Annotated in this window: 14 protein-coding genes; 11 read left to right on the top strand and 3 right to left on the bottom strand. The window is 49.4% G+C overall.

Annotation, left to right across the window (positions count from 1 at the left end; genetic code table 11):
• Positions 1 to 23: 23 nt before the first annotated feature.
• Positions 24 to 440, bottom strand: coding sequence for a hypothetical protein (locus ACKFKH_RS12490; RefSeq protein ID WP_446858627.1), 417 nt, complete (start codon positions 438 to 440; stop codon positions 24 to 26).
• Positions 441 to 720: 280 nt separating this feature from the next.
• On the opposite strand from ACKFKH_RS12490, the gene ACKFKH_RS12485 reads away from it, so the two are divergent.
• From ACKFKH_RS12485 to ACKFKH_RS12450, 8 genes are all read left to right on the top strand, one after another.
• A complete protein-coding gene (locus ACKFKH_RS12485) occupies positions 721 to 1,860 on the top strand; it encodes a hypothetical protein (protein WP_446858626.1) in 1,140 nt (379 codons plus the stop codon).
• A gap of 81 nt (positions 1,861 to 1,941) precedes the next feature.
• Positions 1,942 to 2,937, top strand: coding sequence for a pentapeptide repeat-containing protein (locus ACKFKH_RS12480; RefSeq protein ID WP_446858625.1), 996 nt, complete (start codon positions 1,942 to 1,944; stop codon positions 2,935 to 2,937).
• 224 nt (positions 2,938 to 3,161) lie between these two features.
• Positions 3,162 to 3,746: a TetR/AcrR family transcriptional regulator gene (locus ACKFKH_RS12475; protein ID WP_446858623.1), complete on the top strand. Its 585-nt coding sequence runs from the start codon at positions 3,162 to 3,164 to the stop codon at positions 3,744 to 3,746.
• A gap of 11 nt (positions 3,747 to 3,757) precedes the next feature.
• Positions 3,758 to 4,603: an alpha/beta fold hydrolase gene (locus ACKFKH_RS12470; protein ID WP_446858621.1), complete on the top strand. Its 846-nt coding sequence runs from the start codon at positions 3,758 to 3,760 to the stop codon at positions 4,601 to 4,603.
• A 179-nt stretch (positions 4,604 to 4,782) separates the two neighbouring features.
• Positions 4,783 to 4,983 (top strand): hypothetical protein, encoded by a 201-nt coding sequence (locus tag ACKFKH_RS12465; RefSeq protein ID WP_446858620.1) that lies wholly within the window; start codon positions 4,783 to 4,785, stop codon positions 4,981 to 4,983.
• Positions 4,984 to 5,004: 21 nt separating this feature from the next.
• A complete protein-coding gene (gene mnmG, locus ACKFKH_RS12460; protein WP_446858619.1) occupies positions 5,005 to 6,912 on the top strand; it encodes a tRNA uridine-5-carboxymethylaminomethyl(34) synthesis enzyme MnmG in 1,908 nt (635 codons plus the stop codon).
• Complete coding sequence (locus tag ACKFKH_RS12455) at positions 6,909 to 7,484, top strand: Uma2 family endonuclease (protein ID WP_446858618.1); 576 nt, start codon at positions 6,909 to 6,911, stop codon at positions 7,482 to 7,484. Before mnmG ends, ACKFKH_RS12455 begins: the two co-directional genes overlap by 4 nt.
• 241 nt (positions 7,485 to 7,725) lie before the next feature.
• Entirely contained in the window at positions 7,726 to 8,745 is a 1,020-nt protein-coding gene (locus tag ACKFKH_RS12450; RefSeq protein WP_446858617.1) for a helix-turn-helix domain-containing protein, read from the top strand.
• Between the two features lie 133 nt (positions 8,746 to 8,878).
• On the opposite strand, the gene ACKFKH_RS12445 is transcribed toward ACKFKH_RS12450, so the two are convergent.
• On the bottom strand, positions 8,879 to 10,237 hold the full coding sequence (locus ACKFKH_RS12445; protein WP_446858616.1) for a PQQ-dependent sugar dehydrogenase: 1,359 nt from the start codon (positions 10,235 to 10,237) through the stop codon (positions 8,879 to 8,881).
• Between the two features lie 31 nt (positions 10,238 to 10,268).
• On the opposite strand from ACKFKH_RS12445, the gene cobU reads away from it, so the two are divergent.
• Positions 10,269 to 10,820, top strand: coding sequence for a bifunctional adenosylcobinamide kinase/adenosylcobinamide-phosphate guanylyltransferase (cobU, locus tag ACKFKH_RS12440; RefSeq protein ID WP_446858615.1), 552 nt, complete (start codon positions 10,269 to 10,271; stop codon positions 10,818 to 10,820).
• 300 nt (positions 10,821 to 11,120) lie between these two features.
• Here cobU and ACKFKH_RS12435 read toward each other — a convergent pair whose 3' ends face one another.
• On the bottom strand, positions 11,121 to 11,660 hold the full coding sequence (locus ACKFKH_RS12435; RefSeq protein WP_446858614.1) for a pentapeptide repeat-containing protein: 540 nt from the start codon (positions 11,658 to 11,660) through the stop codon (positions 11,121 to 11,123).
• A gap of 250 nt (positions 11,661 to 11,910) precedes the next feature.
• Here ACKFKH_RS12435 and ACKFKH_RS12430 point away from each other — a divergent pair, with 250 nt between their 5' ends.
• Both ACKFKH_RS12430 and ACKFKH_RS12425 read left to right on the top strand, forming a co-directional pair.
• Complete coding sequence (locus ACKFKH_RS12430) at positions 11,911 to 13,608, top strand: NAD(P)H-quinone oxidoreductase subunit 4 (protein WP_446858613.1); 1,698 nt, start codon at positions 11,911 to 11,913, stop codon at positions 13,606 to 13,608.
• Positions 13,609 to 14,012: 404 nt separating this feature from the next.
• The gene (locus tag ACKFKH_RS12425; RefSeq protein ID WP_446858612.1) at positions 14,013 to 14,522 is read left to right on the top strand and encodes an allophycocyanin subunit beta; all 510 of its coding nucleotides are present in this window, start codon (positions 14,013 to 14,015) and stop codon (positions 14,520 to 14,522) included.
• The last annotated feature ends 27 nt before the right edge of the window (positions 14,523 to 14,549 follow it).

Raw genomic sequence — 14,549 nt, 5'->3', positions numbered from 1 at the left:
TTTTCCGTACTCTGAGCATCGTTCTAGCCATTGTCAAACTTAAAGGCTTGATCCAGGTAAAACTGAACGGCTCCTTTGCCAATACGTCTACCAAGCTGCGACCAGGTAAACTGACCGACAAATCCAGCCAGCCCTAGAGCAAACAGCCACGCCAACAGAGGAGACAAGCCAAGCGCTTGCAAACCTGCCCCCAAAAAAATCCACAGTCCAGCGATCGTACCCGTAAAGGGAATCGCCAGTTTGAGCCGCTCCCATCGAGCCAGCTTTTGCGCGGAATGGTTCTTATACCAGGCGTTAATCTCCAGCCTGAGCGTGGCGACAAAGGCCAGTCCTGACGTTGCCCCAATCAAGAGGCCCACCGATAGCAAAACATAGGGGGGATGTTCTGATTTTGAAAAGACAAACTCTTGAAATTGTTGTAGATAGAGATCCCAGTTCATTCTAAAAGCCTCTCGTTTTGAAGAAATTAAATGGACGAGTGAATGCTGTGGATTGGATACGACCAGGGCGTGGAAAGTACGCTCACCCTCTAAATAGTCCCGTATTTCTAACTTAGCGATCGCGCCTCCCACTCGCGTCTGTCTTAAGAGGAGGTACCTTTTTCATCTTTGAGAAACAGGCTTGGGTTCAGAAGATTTCTTCAAAAGACTTTTCCTCCTTCGTGAGAAGTCCTTTCTAGTCGGGCACTCTAGACACGCCAACCTACTGCGCGTTTTACGAATGGCAGATGAATGTGTCCTGCAACGCTCCCAAAAAATCGCTGATCAGCTAGAACAGGATGCCAGCGCAGTCCGGGTAAAAAAGCTGATCATTTACGCCTGCAAAAGCTGGTGGGAGACTGACCCCGATATCCTGAGTGTCATCAACTTAGAGAAATTAGTGTCAGAGTTGCGCCAGCTTCACCCGACCTTGGAGCAACTACAAGCCAGACTCAAAACGCTCGTCGGGACACTCAACAAAAGAGACGAATACTTTCCGATCGCTCACCTGATCAGCCAAGCAATGGAAGCGCTCTATGACGCTCAATCAGAGTTTGTAGAAGTGACGACGGCCGTTCCTCTTTGCCATCCTCAGATCCAAGAGATCGCCTCCCGGCTACAACAAAATCTCGATCTCAGTCGGATCAAAAAGCTCATGCTCAGTACCGCCCGTAACTATTGGGAAACTGATCCGCTCAAGATTCATCATGCTCAACTACAAGATCTGATCGACGAACTTTGGAAACGCTATCCAACCCTGGAGGAGCTAAGTACAGGACTCGCCGCCGTCGTCAAAACGCTCAACAAACCTGTGGAATATGCTCTGATTGCAGAAACGATTCTTTTGGAGATGCGATCGCTCTACCAAATACAATCTAACCTGCCAACCGATCTGTTGCCTCCTTCGGATCAAGTGACCGCCCCCGACTTGCTCAAGGTAAATCCTCTCCCCATAATCGCGCCCGTCCCTGCCGACCTGATTGATCTGTTTGATCTGCGCTTAGAGATCATCAAATATGCCAATCCGCTCAGGGCAAAAATTTTGTTGTTCTCGATCGTCTATTACCGGTTTTCTTTTTCGCCTCAAGACTGGTCAAACCTGAAACTCTACACGTTAGAAGGTTTATTAAGAAGCTTGACGACAGTGTGTGAGTCGATCGCAGACCTGCAAACCAAACTTCGGGAGACGGCTCAACATCTGAACCAACCTGACGAATTTGTAGACGTGGCGCACGTTTTGCTCAAATGCCTGAAGCCGAGTTACTCCAAGCTCCAGCAGCAAGTCCAGCAAGCCATGAACGACAACCTTACAGACCCCACACAGGCTAGTGCAACCCAAGTTTTGCTAGCAAGTCAGTCTACCCAAATCGAACTGGCTTAAATAGGGAGAACTCTGAACTGCTCACCCTCCTCACTCCTCACTCCTTACCCTTTACCTCCTCACCCTTTACCAAAGAAAATCATGAACGTTCAAGAATTGTTAGAGCGCTATGAATCGGGTGATATGGAGTTTGTCGGTGAAAACCTGAGCGGAGCGAATCTGATGGGAGCCGATTTGATTGGGGCGAATTTGGCTCAGGCTGATCTGCACGGTGCCATTCTAGTTTTAGCGTTTCTGAATCGATCGAACCTGACACGATCGAACCTTTCGCACACCCAACTATCCGGTGTAAATCTCAGCCAGTCCACCCTCCACAGTGCCAATTTACGAGATGCTGACCTGCACGGGGCTATTCTCTACGGAGCCGATTTGCGCGGGGCGGATCTGGGATTGGCGAACTTATTGGATGCCAACTTGCGAGATGCTGATTTGCGAAACGTCAATTTGAGTGGAGCCGATTTGCGGGGGGCTTGCCTGCGCGGGGCCAACTTGCGAGAAGAGAAACGCACCTACAAAGGCTCCAATTTACGGGGAGCAGACTTGCGCGGAGCCGATCTGCGGGGAGCAAATTTGACGGGGGCTGACCTGAGCCGATCGAATCTAGCAGGCGCAAATCTCAGTGAGGCTAGTTTGAGAGAAGCTGACTTAAGTGAGGCGAATTTGAATCAAGCCATTCTCAAAGATGCGTTTTTGTCAGATGCTAACTTAACCGGAACAACTTTGAGACACGCGAATTTACAGAATTGTCGATTGAATCGATCGGACTTCAGCGAAGCAGATTTGAGCGGAGCAGACCTAAGCGATGTCACTTTGAATGATGCCAAACTGCACAAAGCGAATTTTCAAGGGGCGAATTTGTGGCGATCACGCTTAAATCGAGCTGACCTGAGTCGGGCCAATCTTCGCAACGCCAACCTGATCGAGGCGATTTTGATCCACGCTTATCTAGGTCGAGCCGATTTTCGAGCAGCGAATCTCACGGGAGCAAACCTGGCAAATGCTGAAATCAGTAGTGCCCTGCTGGGTGGAGCGATTTTGACAGGAGCCACCTTACCCGATGGCAGCGTTCAAGATTAGCCTCAGTTCGATGCAGTGCACTGGGCGCTTCGAGTTGCTCGAAAGAAGTTCTCACGCTCCCCGAATTCTTTATCAATGTAGTTGGGCTGCTTAGTTCTGGTAGTGAGGGCGGTATTTGAAGGTTGGTAGTGAGACGACATCCTTGAACCAGTTAAGAAAATGCTTGACAAAGCTAACACTATTCGCTTTTAGTAAATAGTATTAGCTAAATAGTCGAGTTTGCTATGGGTCGTCCCATCAAAGGAAAATCGCTCACTCAACGCGACATCATTGAAGCCGCAATCATTTGTGTGGAGACAGAGGGCGAGACTGCTTTAGGGGTAAATCGAGTAGCGCGTGAGTTAAGAATTACGCCTCCCTCAATTTATAAACATGTAGAAAGTGGCGCAGCCTTACGGCGATTGGTTGCGCTTGAAATTTGGCGGCGATTTCTAGCATTGTGCTGTCAATCTATCAAGGGTATTCGTGATTCTTCTAAGCTATTGAAAACGGTAGCTCATACAGCCAGAGATTTTGCTCGCTCGCGTCCTGAACTCTATCGGGCTATGACGGTAATGCCTTTACAGCCAACCGAGCCAGATTGTGCGCCCATTGTTCAAAGCATCGTGACTTTCTATCAGCGAGTTCTTCAACCCTACAAATTGACTGAATTAGAAACCATTCATGCGATGCGAATGTTAAACGCTGCTTTCTATGGGTTTGTCGCAACCGAGCAAGCTGGGTTACTCACGTTAGAGCCATCGACGGATGAGAGCTACGACCTGATGATTAATGCCTTGATTCAAGCAATTCAATATATTCGGCAATAGAGGAGCGAATGATGATGATTAAGATGCCAACCGATCGATATATTCAAGTGGATGGTGTCAAGACGCGCTATTGGAAGTTAGGTGAGCAAGGCTCGCCTGTGTTATTCATTCATGGACAGGGAGGAGCGATCGATTACTGGTACAAGAATGTATTCGCGATCGCGCACCAGCATCAGGTCTATGCGCTAGATTGGGTCGGCTCAGGCCAATCTGACAAGCCCAAAGCGACCTACACTCTTGATGATCTGAGGCAATTTATTGTTCGCTTCATGGATGCCGTAGACTTATCCCACGCCTCCCTGATTGCAGGTTCGGTTGGCGGCATTCTTGCCTTGAAGATTGCACTACAATTTCCCAAAAGGGTAGATAAGCTGGTTTTGATTGGCCTTGGTGGCTTGGGTAAAGAAGTTGCATTTCCGGCAAGACTAACCTCACTTCCAGGTGTAGGAGAACTGCTGAATCATCCCAGCCCTGGGGCAGCAAAATTTATGATGCAGCAATGTGTTTATGATTCAACTCCTTACATCAATGACAGAGAATTCATGGAATTGGTGTTACGGAATATGTCATCGGAGATCTTGCAGTTTCAAACCCGAACCTTTAGGACAATGGGAAACTTTTTCGGGATTAAACCAGAGATTTGGCAACCCATTCGCGATCGCCTATCTGAAATACAGTCACCCACGCTGATTATGTGGGGAAAACAGGATCGAGCATTCCCGGTCAGTCATGCTGAAGTAGCAACACAGGGTATTCCTGAAGCCAAAGTGCAGTTATTCGATCAGTGCGGGCATTTGCCATATTTAGAGTACGCCGATGAATTTAATCGGTCGGTGCTTGAGTTTCTCTCGACTTAGCCTAAGTACCAGCAGCCCATAAACGTCGCTGCACTGGAACGTATGAAAGTTGTCGGTGAAGCGCAGAGGTTATCTACGTCCGGTGAGCTTTGTCGTTAGGAGGCTGGTGCTATCAGTTATGGCGGTATTCAGAGATTACCTGTGAGACGATCGAGTAATCAGTGCGTTAAGTTAACGAAGTGGCTGCCAAGGTTGAAAGCAAGACTTTACAGGTTCATCCAATATTTCAATGCAATCGTCGTGCCCGCAATCATGGTCGTCAATTGCCACCAGGTCTTGAGTTTGTAGACAGTTGGGTAGATTTAGACTACCTTCGAGACTTGATTGAGCAACACGATCGCATCATCCTGGGGTGGATTAGAACCGTTAAGATTGAGTGAGATTCTCTAACGTTCAAGCCCATGACTACGCCCGTCGAATTTTTGGATGCCTTTGATATTGTTGTCGTCGGAGCCGGACACTCTGGTTGTGAAGCGGCACTGGCAACGGCGCGATCGGGCTGTCGAACCCTATTACTCACCCTCAACCTCGATAAAATCGCCTGGCAACCCTGCAATCCGGCTGTCGGTGGGCCGGCAAAATCGCAACTCGTGCATGAAGTCGATGCCCTGGGTGGTGAAATGGGTAAAGTGAGCGATCGCACCTACCTGCAAAAACGCATTCTCAACGCATCGAGAGGGCCGGCCGTCTGGGCACTGCGGGCGCAAACCGACAAGCGCGAATATGCCACTGTGATGAAAGGCATTGTCGAAAATCAAGAGAATTTGACCATTCGAGAAGGGATGGCGACAGATCTGGTTTTGGGCGCAAATGACGAAATTATCGGGGTTGAAACCTACTTTGGGGTCGCGTTTCAGTGCAAAGCGGTGGTGCTGACGACGGGAACGTTTCTCGGTGGCAAAATTTGGGTTGGCAACAAATCAATGGATGCCGGACGCGCTGGAGAATTTGCCGCCGTAGGCATGACAGACACCTTGAATCGATTGGGCTTTGAAACCGGACGCTTGAAGACGGGCACACCAGCACGAGTCGATCGCCGCTCCGTCGATTTCACCCAGTTAGAACCGCAGCCCGGAGATTCTGAAGTTCGCTGGTTTAGCTTTGATCCCGATGCCTGGATCGAACGCGAACAAATGCCCTGTCACTTAACGCGCACAACGACCGAAACTCACCGAATTATTCGCGAAAATCTGCATCTTTCTCCCGTTTATGGCGGTTGGGTCGATGCTAAAGGGCCGCGCTACTGTCCCAGTATTGAAGACAAGATTGTGCGCTTTGCCGACAAAGAAAGCCATCAGATTTTTATCGAACCAGAAGGACGCGACACGCCAGAGCTTTACATCCAAGGCTTTTCGACGGGTCTGCCCGAAATGATTCAGCTACAAATGCTGCGATCGCTCCCCGGTCTCGAAAATTGCACCATGCTCCGGCCAGCCTACGCAGTGGAATACGATTATTTGCCCGCAACGCAGTGCTTCCCGACGCTGATGACGAAGAAAGTCGAGGGACTGTTTTGCGCGGGACAAATCAACGGCACCACGGGCTATGAAGAAGCGGCCGCCCAGGGATTAGTCGCGGGCATTAATGCTGCTCGGTTTTGTTGCGACCAGGAAATGATCATTTTCCCCCGTGAGCAAAGCTACATCGGGACGCTAATCGACGATCTGTGTACCAAAGATCTGCGCGAACCGTATCGCATGTTGACCTCGCGATCGGAATACCGTCTCCTTTTACGTTCTGACAATGCCGATCAGCGATTAACTCCTCTAGGTCGAGAAATTGGCTTGATTGACGACCGTCGTTGGCAACGCTTTACGCGCAAGCAAGCGAATACGATCGCCGAAAAAGAACGATTGCATGAGACACGAGTCAAAGAACAGAGTGAAGCTGGAAAAGCGATCGCATCTTACACTCAACAAGCGATCAAAGGTTCAATCACTCTAGCCGATCTTTTACGACGATCTGGGTTTCACTACAGCGATTTGGAACGACATGGATTAGGAAACGCTGCACTGGATCGATCTGAAAAAGAAGGTGCAGAAATTGACATCAAATATTCAGGCTACATTCAACGTCAACAGCATCAGATTGATCAAATTGCGCGACAAGAACATCGCAAGCTACCACAAGATTTAGATTACGCTACGATTACCACGCTGTCTAAAGAAGCGAGAGAGAAGTTGGCAAAAGTGCAACCCTTAACGATCGGGCAGGCTACCCGCATCGGAGGAGTCAACCCAGCCGATGTCAATGCGTTACTCATTTACCTAGAAGTGCAAGCCCGTCAAGCCGTAGAGGTGATTGTATGATTGCCTACACCATTAACTTTGATCCGATCGTTCGCCTAACTGACGACCAGTTTTATCAGCTTTGCCGCGCCAATCCAGACATAAAATTTGAACGCAATCCCAAAGGAGAACTACTGATTATGCCCCCGACAGGTGGAGAAACCGGAAGAGGAAACGCTAAATTAACGAGCCGATTTGTCGTGTGGAATGAGCAAACTGATCTCGGTGAAGTATTCGATTCTTCCACCTGCTTCAGGTTGCCAAATGGCGCAAGTCGTTCTCCTGATGTCGCGTGGATTTGTCGCGATCGCTGGGATACTCTCACGCCTGACCAAAAGGAAAAATTTCCACCGATCGCGCCCGATTTTGTTTTAGAACTGCTTTCACAAACCGATAGTTTGAAAGAAACTCAAGCCAAGATGCAAGAGTACATGGCTGGCGGGGTCAAACTAGGCTGGCTGATCGATCCCAAGTCTCAGCGAGTGGAGATTTACCGCCCAGATCAAGACCCCGAAATTCTAGAATCTCCAGCAACGCTCTCAGGTGAAACAGTCTTAATTGGATTTAGCCTCGACCTCAAAACAATCTGGTAAAACAACCTGGTACAGCAATTTGAGCGCCCGCTCGATCGTGGCTCTCTCAGTAAAACGTTCACTACAATCAATTTTCGCGATATCTGGCAGTTATCGAAGAAATTTTCACAAATTCATCCCGATTTACCTATCTACTCCGGAAGATCTCACCAACAGGCGAAGAAAGGAAGCATCAGCTTAAATGCTGTAGTTTTTCGTACTTTAAAGCTTCCGTTAGTCATTCAACGGTGAGGGTGGAGAGATGCTGGCACAAGACACAACGTTTGGGTTCAATGTACCGGGTAGCAATACCACGATCGAGATTTCCGCAGAAGGACTTCGAGAAATTTTAGGACAAGTTGAGGGAGAACTGTACCGCAGTGAAGTGTATCGTCGTGCCCTCAGCAATTTGCAGAAGATGCCTGTCAAAGGGGCAGAAAGCGCTCAGTTTTTGATGAAAGCGATCGGGCGCGAGGCTATTCGCTTGACGCTGCGACATTTTGTTCAAACCAGAGAAACCCCAGATCATGGCATCCGAGGAGCCGACGATCGCGAGGTGGATGAGTTTCCGGTGGCCGCCTTTTCTCGTGCCCTGGGTTCTCGATTGGCAACACTCCCTCTACCGACCGTCGAAGTGGTCGAAACTGCACCCGTACCCGAAGCAGCAACTCCTACCTTCACAAACCCGGTCTCGGCAATCGCTCAAAAAGTTGCTCCCAAAAAGTCATACAAAAAGCGGTCTCTAGCCGATCTCGCAGAACAGGCCGCCCAAGAAAGACTGGTCGGTTTACAGCAGATTGGGGAGCAGATCAAGGCGGCAAGAGAAGCGCGATCGATGTCTCTGTCTCAGCTACATAACAAAACAATGGTGCCCATGCATCAACTGCTGGCGTTGGAGTCGGGGCAAGGCATTCATTTGCCAGAAGATGTCTATTTGAGAGGATTCATCAAACGAATCGGCACCGCTCTAGACCTCGATAGTGCCAAGTTGCTGGCGGTTCTTCCGACACCCGATCCGACTCAAGCGATTTTGCCCTCCTGGTATCATCCCCAGACAAAATCAAGTGGTATCAAAGGGTTGGCGGTTCAACCTCTCCATCTTTATGTCGGCTATGCGGCGCTAATGGCAGGCGGTCTTGTCTGGCTCTCTCACCAACAAACTCCCGAAACGCCTCCTGGTGCAATTCAACTCGATGCTCCAAATGTCAAACTTTCGCCCCAGTCTAATCAGCCTCACAGTATAAATTCGGGGTCAAACATTGCGCCGCCTGAAAGGTTTTGAGGAGGTGAGGTGTGAGGTGTGAAGAAGCCCCAAGTCCAAAGACTGAAACGCATTCAAATCAAAGCTCTTCACCCCTCATCCCTCACGCGAAGCGGATTACCCCCGAAGGGGAACAGATCATCGAAGTTCTCCCTCATCCCTGATATTGAACGCGGTAAATCCGATCGTTCCCTTCTTCCGTAAACAAGAGGCTGCCGTCTGGAAGGGTCAACAATCCAACGGGTCGGCCCCAGGTTGTCGGAGCGGTGGGATCGAGCAGGAAGCCTGTGACAAAATCTTCGTAATAGCCCTGGGGACGACCTTCTGCGTTAAAGGGGACGAAGACAATTTTGTATCCGGTGCCCTGGCTGCGATTCCATGACCCTCTAAAGGCGGCAAATGCTCCGTTGCGATATTTTTGAGGAAAGGTTTTGCCGTCATAAAAGCTCAATCCTAGAGCGGCAGAATGCGCCTCAAACAAAACATCTGGGGTGCGAGTTTTGCTGGCCAGATCGGGACGAACGCTTTTACCATTTTGCGCCTGACGGGGATCGAGGCGATCGTTTCTCAAATAGGCGTAAGGCCAGCCGTAAAACTCACCCGATCGAATGCGAGTTAGATAGTCGGGCACCAGTTCGTCTCCCAGTCCATCGCGCTCATTGACGGTGGTGTAGAGTTCTTGAGTCTGTGGGTGAAAGTCCAAGCCGACCGGGTTGCGAAGTCCGGAGGCAAAGTTTTGGCGACCTGATCCGTCGAGATTCATCACTTGCACGGAGGCGCGGGGGAGCGGTTCTTGATCGACATTGGTGCCAGAACCGATCGAGACAAACAGCCGTTTGCCATCGGGGGCAGCGACGACATTTCTTGTCCAGTGATTGTTGTAGCCTTGGGCGGGGAGGTCAGCGATTTGTTGCCCGGTGCCCGTGATTTGTTCTTGTCCTTTCTGGTAGGGAAATTTGAGAACGGCATCGGTGTTGCCCAGAAAAAAAGAATCTCCTGCAAAAGCCATCCCAAGCGGACGATTTAACCCATTGCTTGCGGTTGCGAAGGTTTTTTTGACTTCTGCTACTCCATCCCCATTGGCATCGCGCAACAGTCGAATTTGATTGTCAGGCGTTTCGGTGACCAAGACATCTCCTGATGGAGTCAAGGCCAGCCAGCGTGGGCGGTTTAGCCCTTCTGCAAAGACATTTACCACAAATCCGGGCGGCACGCTCAAAATCGGATTGTTGGGAACGGGGACGACGCGGGGCGATTTTGAGGCGCTTTCGCTGGCGTAGGGCTGAGGAAGCTGGTCGATCGTAATCCGAATTGGCTGAGGAGATAGGGGTTCTGTCCGAATGGCGTTGGCGGGACGACTAGCAGGACTTTGAGCAACCTGAGCGGGGGAAGGCGAGACCGAATTTTTGGAGGGCGGTTGCTTGATCGTTTGTCCGATCGATAGGGCATCACAAGCCGCTAAACTTGCCAATAATAGGAGACAGAGCGATCGAGCCGCAAATTTCCACTGCATCATTTATCTGAATTACTGAATTAAAGGATTTATGCCAGAATTCACACCCAAGATTATTCTAGTCACTGGGCCCGCTCGATCGGGCAAGAGTGAATGGGCAGAGTCTCTGGCGATGCAGTCTCAAAAATCTGTGATCTATGTGGCGACGGCTCAGTTGAATGAGGACGATCGCGAGTGGCAAGCCAGAATTGAGCAACATCAACAGCGCCGTCCCGACAGTTGGAAGACGTTGCAGGTTCCGATCAACCTTGCTAAAACGATTCAAGACTCTACGGCTACGGAGTGTTTGCTGATCGATTCATTAGGCACCTGGTTGGCGAATCTGCTGGAGCAAGATGCTGAAGTTTGGCAACAGACGTTGGAAACTTTGCTACAAAGCCTCAAACAAGCGGAGAGCACAATTATTTTGGTGGCAGAAGAGGCGGGATGGGGCGTGGTGCCTGCTTACCCGATCGGGCGGCTGTTTCGCGATCGTTTGGGAATGGTGGTCAGACAAGTCGGAGCGATCGCCCATCCTGTGTACCTAGTGACGGGTGGACACGTTCTCAATCTCAGCCAAATCGGGTCTCCTTTACCAAATTGAGGTCGGGAAGTTAGCGTCCTTTCGATGAAGTTTTTTCGCTGCATTACTTAGAGATTTTTAGAGATTTTGCCCTCTAACTTCCCAACTCCGGAAGACTTTTAGATAGGATTCGCGGTTCAAAATCCCTCATGGATTGGAGATTCAGGAACGTTCTCGACTGGAGGATTACAGCGAAGGATCTTATCGAATTCAGGTGAGAGTTAACATGTCTAAACTACAGAGGAGAATTTTATTTAGACAGTCATTATTTGTTGGAGATTATGTAATTCACAATTCCTAAAGAACAGACAGAGAGCTTATTCATCCCTCATCCCTCATCCGATGTCCATCCGGATAGATTGTCGTTTGGTCAATTTGCGCGTCTGACAGATCAGCTTCTGTCGCGCGAAATAGATTGGTGCCGCTGAGGTTTGTGCCTGTGAGGTTGGCTTGTTTGAGGTTCGATCGACTTAGATCTGCATTCGTCAAATTGGCATAACTCAAATCAGCATTGTATAAGTTTGCGCCCTGTAAATTGGCACCCGACAGGTCAGCCCCGCTCAAGTTTGCAAAACATAAATCAGCGCGCGACAGGTTGATCTTCCGCAAGTCAGCATCCGATAAGTTTGCTTGATAGAGTTGAGCGTTGCCAAGTTCGGCATTCTGCATTTGGGAGGCTTTGAGGTTTGCCTGACTGAGGTTGGCGTAGGGCAAATAAGCCTGATTGAGACAACTTCTGCACAAATTAATCCCTGGTAAAACTGCCTCAAACAGATGAGCTTCCTCTAAGCTGTGGGACTCAAACTTCCGTTCTCCTTGAGCATAGCGGGCAAGAAGATCTTCTGAGCGTAACCTTTCCATTGCATTCCAACGATCGGGGTAAAACAAAACTCACTTTGTAGAAATGTAAATTTTTTGCTGAACAGATCAAGGTTTTTTCACTTTTTCTTAGGCTTTTATACTTATTGACACTGCTCATCCTCTGGATGGTGATGGTTTGACATTCCATAGATCTATCTGCATCCTTCTGTAGCGAAGGATTTATGAATAGTGCTTCACAAAGTTTAGTAAGATATTCTCATTAAACAGATAGGTATTTATTCTTATCGCCATGATGGATCAATTTCCTTGGTTGACAACGATCGTCCTGCTGCCACTCATTGCTTCCATGCTCATTCCGTTGCTGCCTGACAAAAGCGGCAAGCTTGTGCGCTGGTATGCCCTCGGTGTAGGAATCGCGGACTTTGCTTTGATGTGCTACACCTTTTGGAATCATTATGATGCCAGCAGTGCGACGTTCCAACTGGTGGAAACCTTCGCCTGGATGCCGCAGCTTGGACTCAATTGGACAGTCTCGATCGATGGCTTGTCCGCTCCCCTGGTTTTATTAGCTGGGTTTGTCACGACGCTTTCGATGTTGGCGGCCTGGCGGGTCGATCGTAGACCTCGATTGTTTTACGCGCTGATGCTGGTGCTGTATGCCGCTCAGGTGGGCGTATTTGTGGCTCAAGACTTGCTGCTGTTCTTCATCATGTGGGAGGTCGAGCTAGTCCCGGTTTATCTGCTGGTTTGTATCTGGGGCGGACAAAATCGGCGCTATGCGGCCACTAAGTTTTTGATGTATACCGCCGTTGCTTCTATCTTCATTTTGGTAGCTGCGCTGGCGATGGCCTTTTATGGCAACTCGATTACCTTTGATATTGCAGAACTTCGGCTCAAAGAGTTTCCGCTAACGTTGGAACTGTTGCTATATGCAGGGTTGCTGATTGCGTTTGGCGTAAAGCTGGCGGTCTTCCCGCTGCATACCTGGCTGCCTGACGCGCACGGTGAAGCCTCGTCTCCCGTCTCAATGATTTTGGCGGGTGTATTGCTCAAGATGGGCGGCTATGGACTGATTCGCTTAAATCTAGAACTGTTGCCCAATGCTCACGTTTATTTTGCGCCCGTTATGGCCATCCTGGGCGTGGTGAATGTGATCTACGGCGGATTGAATTCGTTTGCTCAAACGAATATGAAGCGGCGATTGGCTTACTCATCTGTGTCGCACATGGGCTTTGTGCTGATCGGCATTGCATCCTATAGCGATGTGGGTGTGAGTGGGGCGCTGCTGCAAATGATTTCTCACGGACTGATTGCGTCGGTGCTGTTCTTTTTGGCGGGGGTCACCTACGATCGCACTCACACCATGATGATGAATCAAATGGGCGGAATCGGTCAGGCCATGCCCAAAGTGTTTGCGCTGTTTACGATCGCCGCCATGGCCTCGCTGGCACTGCCTGGAATGAGTGGGTTTGCGAGTGAAATCGCCGTCTTTGTCGGCATGACGACGACTGACATCTACAGTTCGACTTTCCGCACGGTGACAGTGTTTCTCTCCGCTGTGGGGGTGATTTTGACTCCGATTTATCTGCTCTCGATGCTGCGGCAGGTGTTTTATGGGTCGAGTGCCGATCAAATGTGTGACATCTCGCCGTCTTGTGAGTTGGGCGATGTCGATCTCAAGGCTCAGGGCAATGACGAAGCGGCTTGTTTTGGTAACAACTGTGAACTACCGACCGAGGCCAAGTTTGAGGATGCCAATCCTCGTGAGATCTTTATTGCAGCTTGCTTTTTGTCGCTGATTGTGGCGTTTGGGTTCTATCCCAAGTTGGCGACGCAGATGTATGACGTGAAGACGGTGGCGCTGAATGCTCAGATGCGTGAGTCTTATCGTCAAATTGCAGAAACCAACCCTCAGATCTACGCGAGCGTGTGGAATTCGCAAATTGCCGACTCTAAGCCTGCCCCTGTATTGGGGTTGATCAAATAGTCTGATTTGAATGAAGTGAAGCGATCGTTCTTTAGGGAGCGATCTGCTTCGCAGTTGCCGCAAGGGTCGTTTTTTATGCGTAGCTTTCTCAATCTAAAATTCTCGGCGTTGCTGAATCAGGGGATGAATTGCCCCAAAGCGGAGGGAAACCCCAAGGTTCAAAGTCCCCCAATTTTGGGGGATTTAGGGGGCGAAAAGATGGACACTTCCTACAGAGTCATCCCTCCAATCAGCAACGCCAAATTCTCGATCTAAACGCTGGATGTTACATTAAGTAGCTTGAACTTGAAACCCTGACTGAATATGGTAAGTTCAAGTTTAGAGGGCTTGAGAACCCCTTTGACTGCATCGATCGACTATTCATGAGCGACCTTGGGTTCACACATTTTTAGAAGAGGAATCTTATGCAGGATAAAGTAGTCAGCGTCGTTAATCCGTTTAATTTGACTGATAGCCTCGCCGATCGCAATATTGTCGAGCCACTCAAAGGCTTTCTCACGACAGGGACGACTAGAGTCCAAGTGGTGGCGATCGTCAGTTCTAAGTCCGCCGAAATCATCAAGCAAGCCATTAGTCAATTGTTTCAAGAGCAGCCTGAGCTAGTCCAACCGGGCGGCAATGCCTATACCACTCGTCGCTACAATATGTACGTTCGTGATATGGGCTATTTTTTGCGCTATTGCACCTATGCGCTGCTGACAGGCGACAACAGTGTTCTTGATGAGCGGCTCCTGGCAGGACTCAAGGAAACCTTTAACTCTTTAGGAATTCCACTGGGGCCGACGGCTCGAAGTGTGCAACTGATGAGAGATGGAGTCAAGCAGCAAGTACAATCCGCAGGAATTGAAAACGCTACCTTTATTGATGAGCCATTTGATTACGTCGTGCGTCAAATTAGCGAAATGGACGTTTGACTTTAAGACGTGAATTGGATGAAGTGA

The organism is Phormidesmis sp. 146-20 (assembly GCF_052939475.1).
Note: the sequence above shows the minus strand (reverse complement) of the source record. Positions and strands in the feature narration are given on the sequence as shown.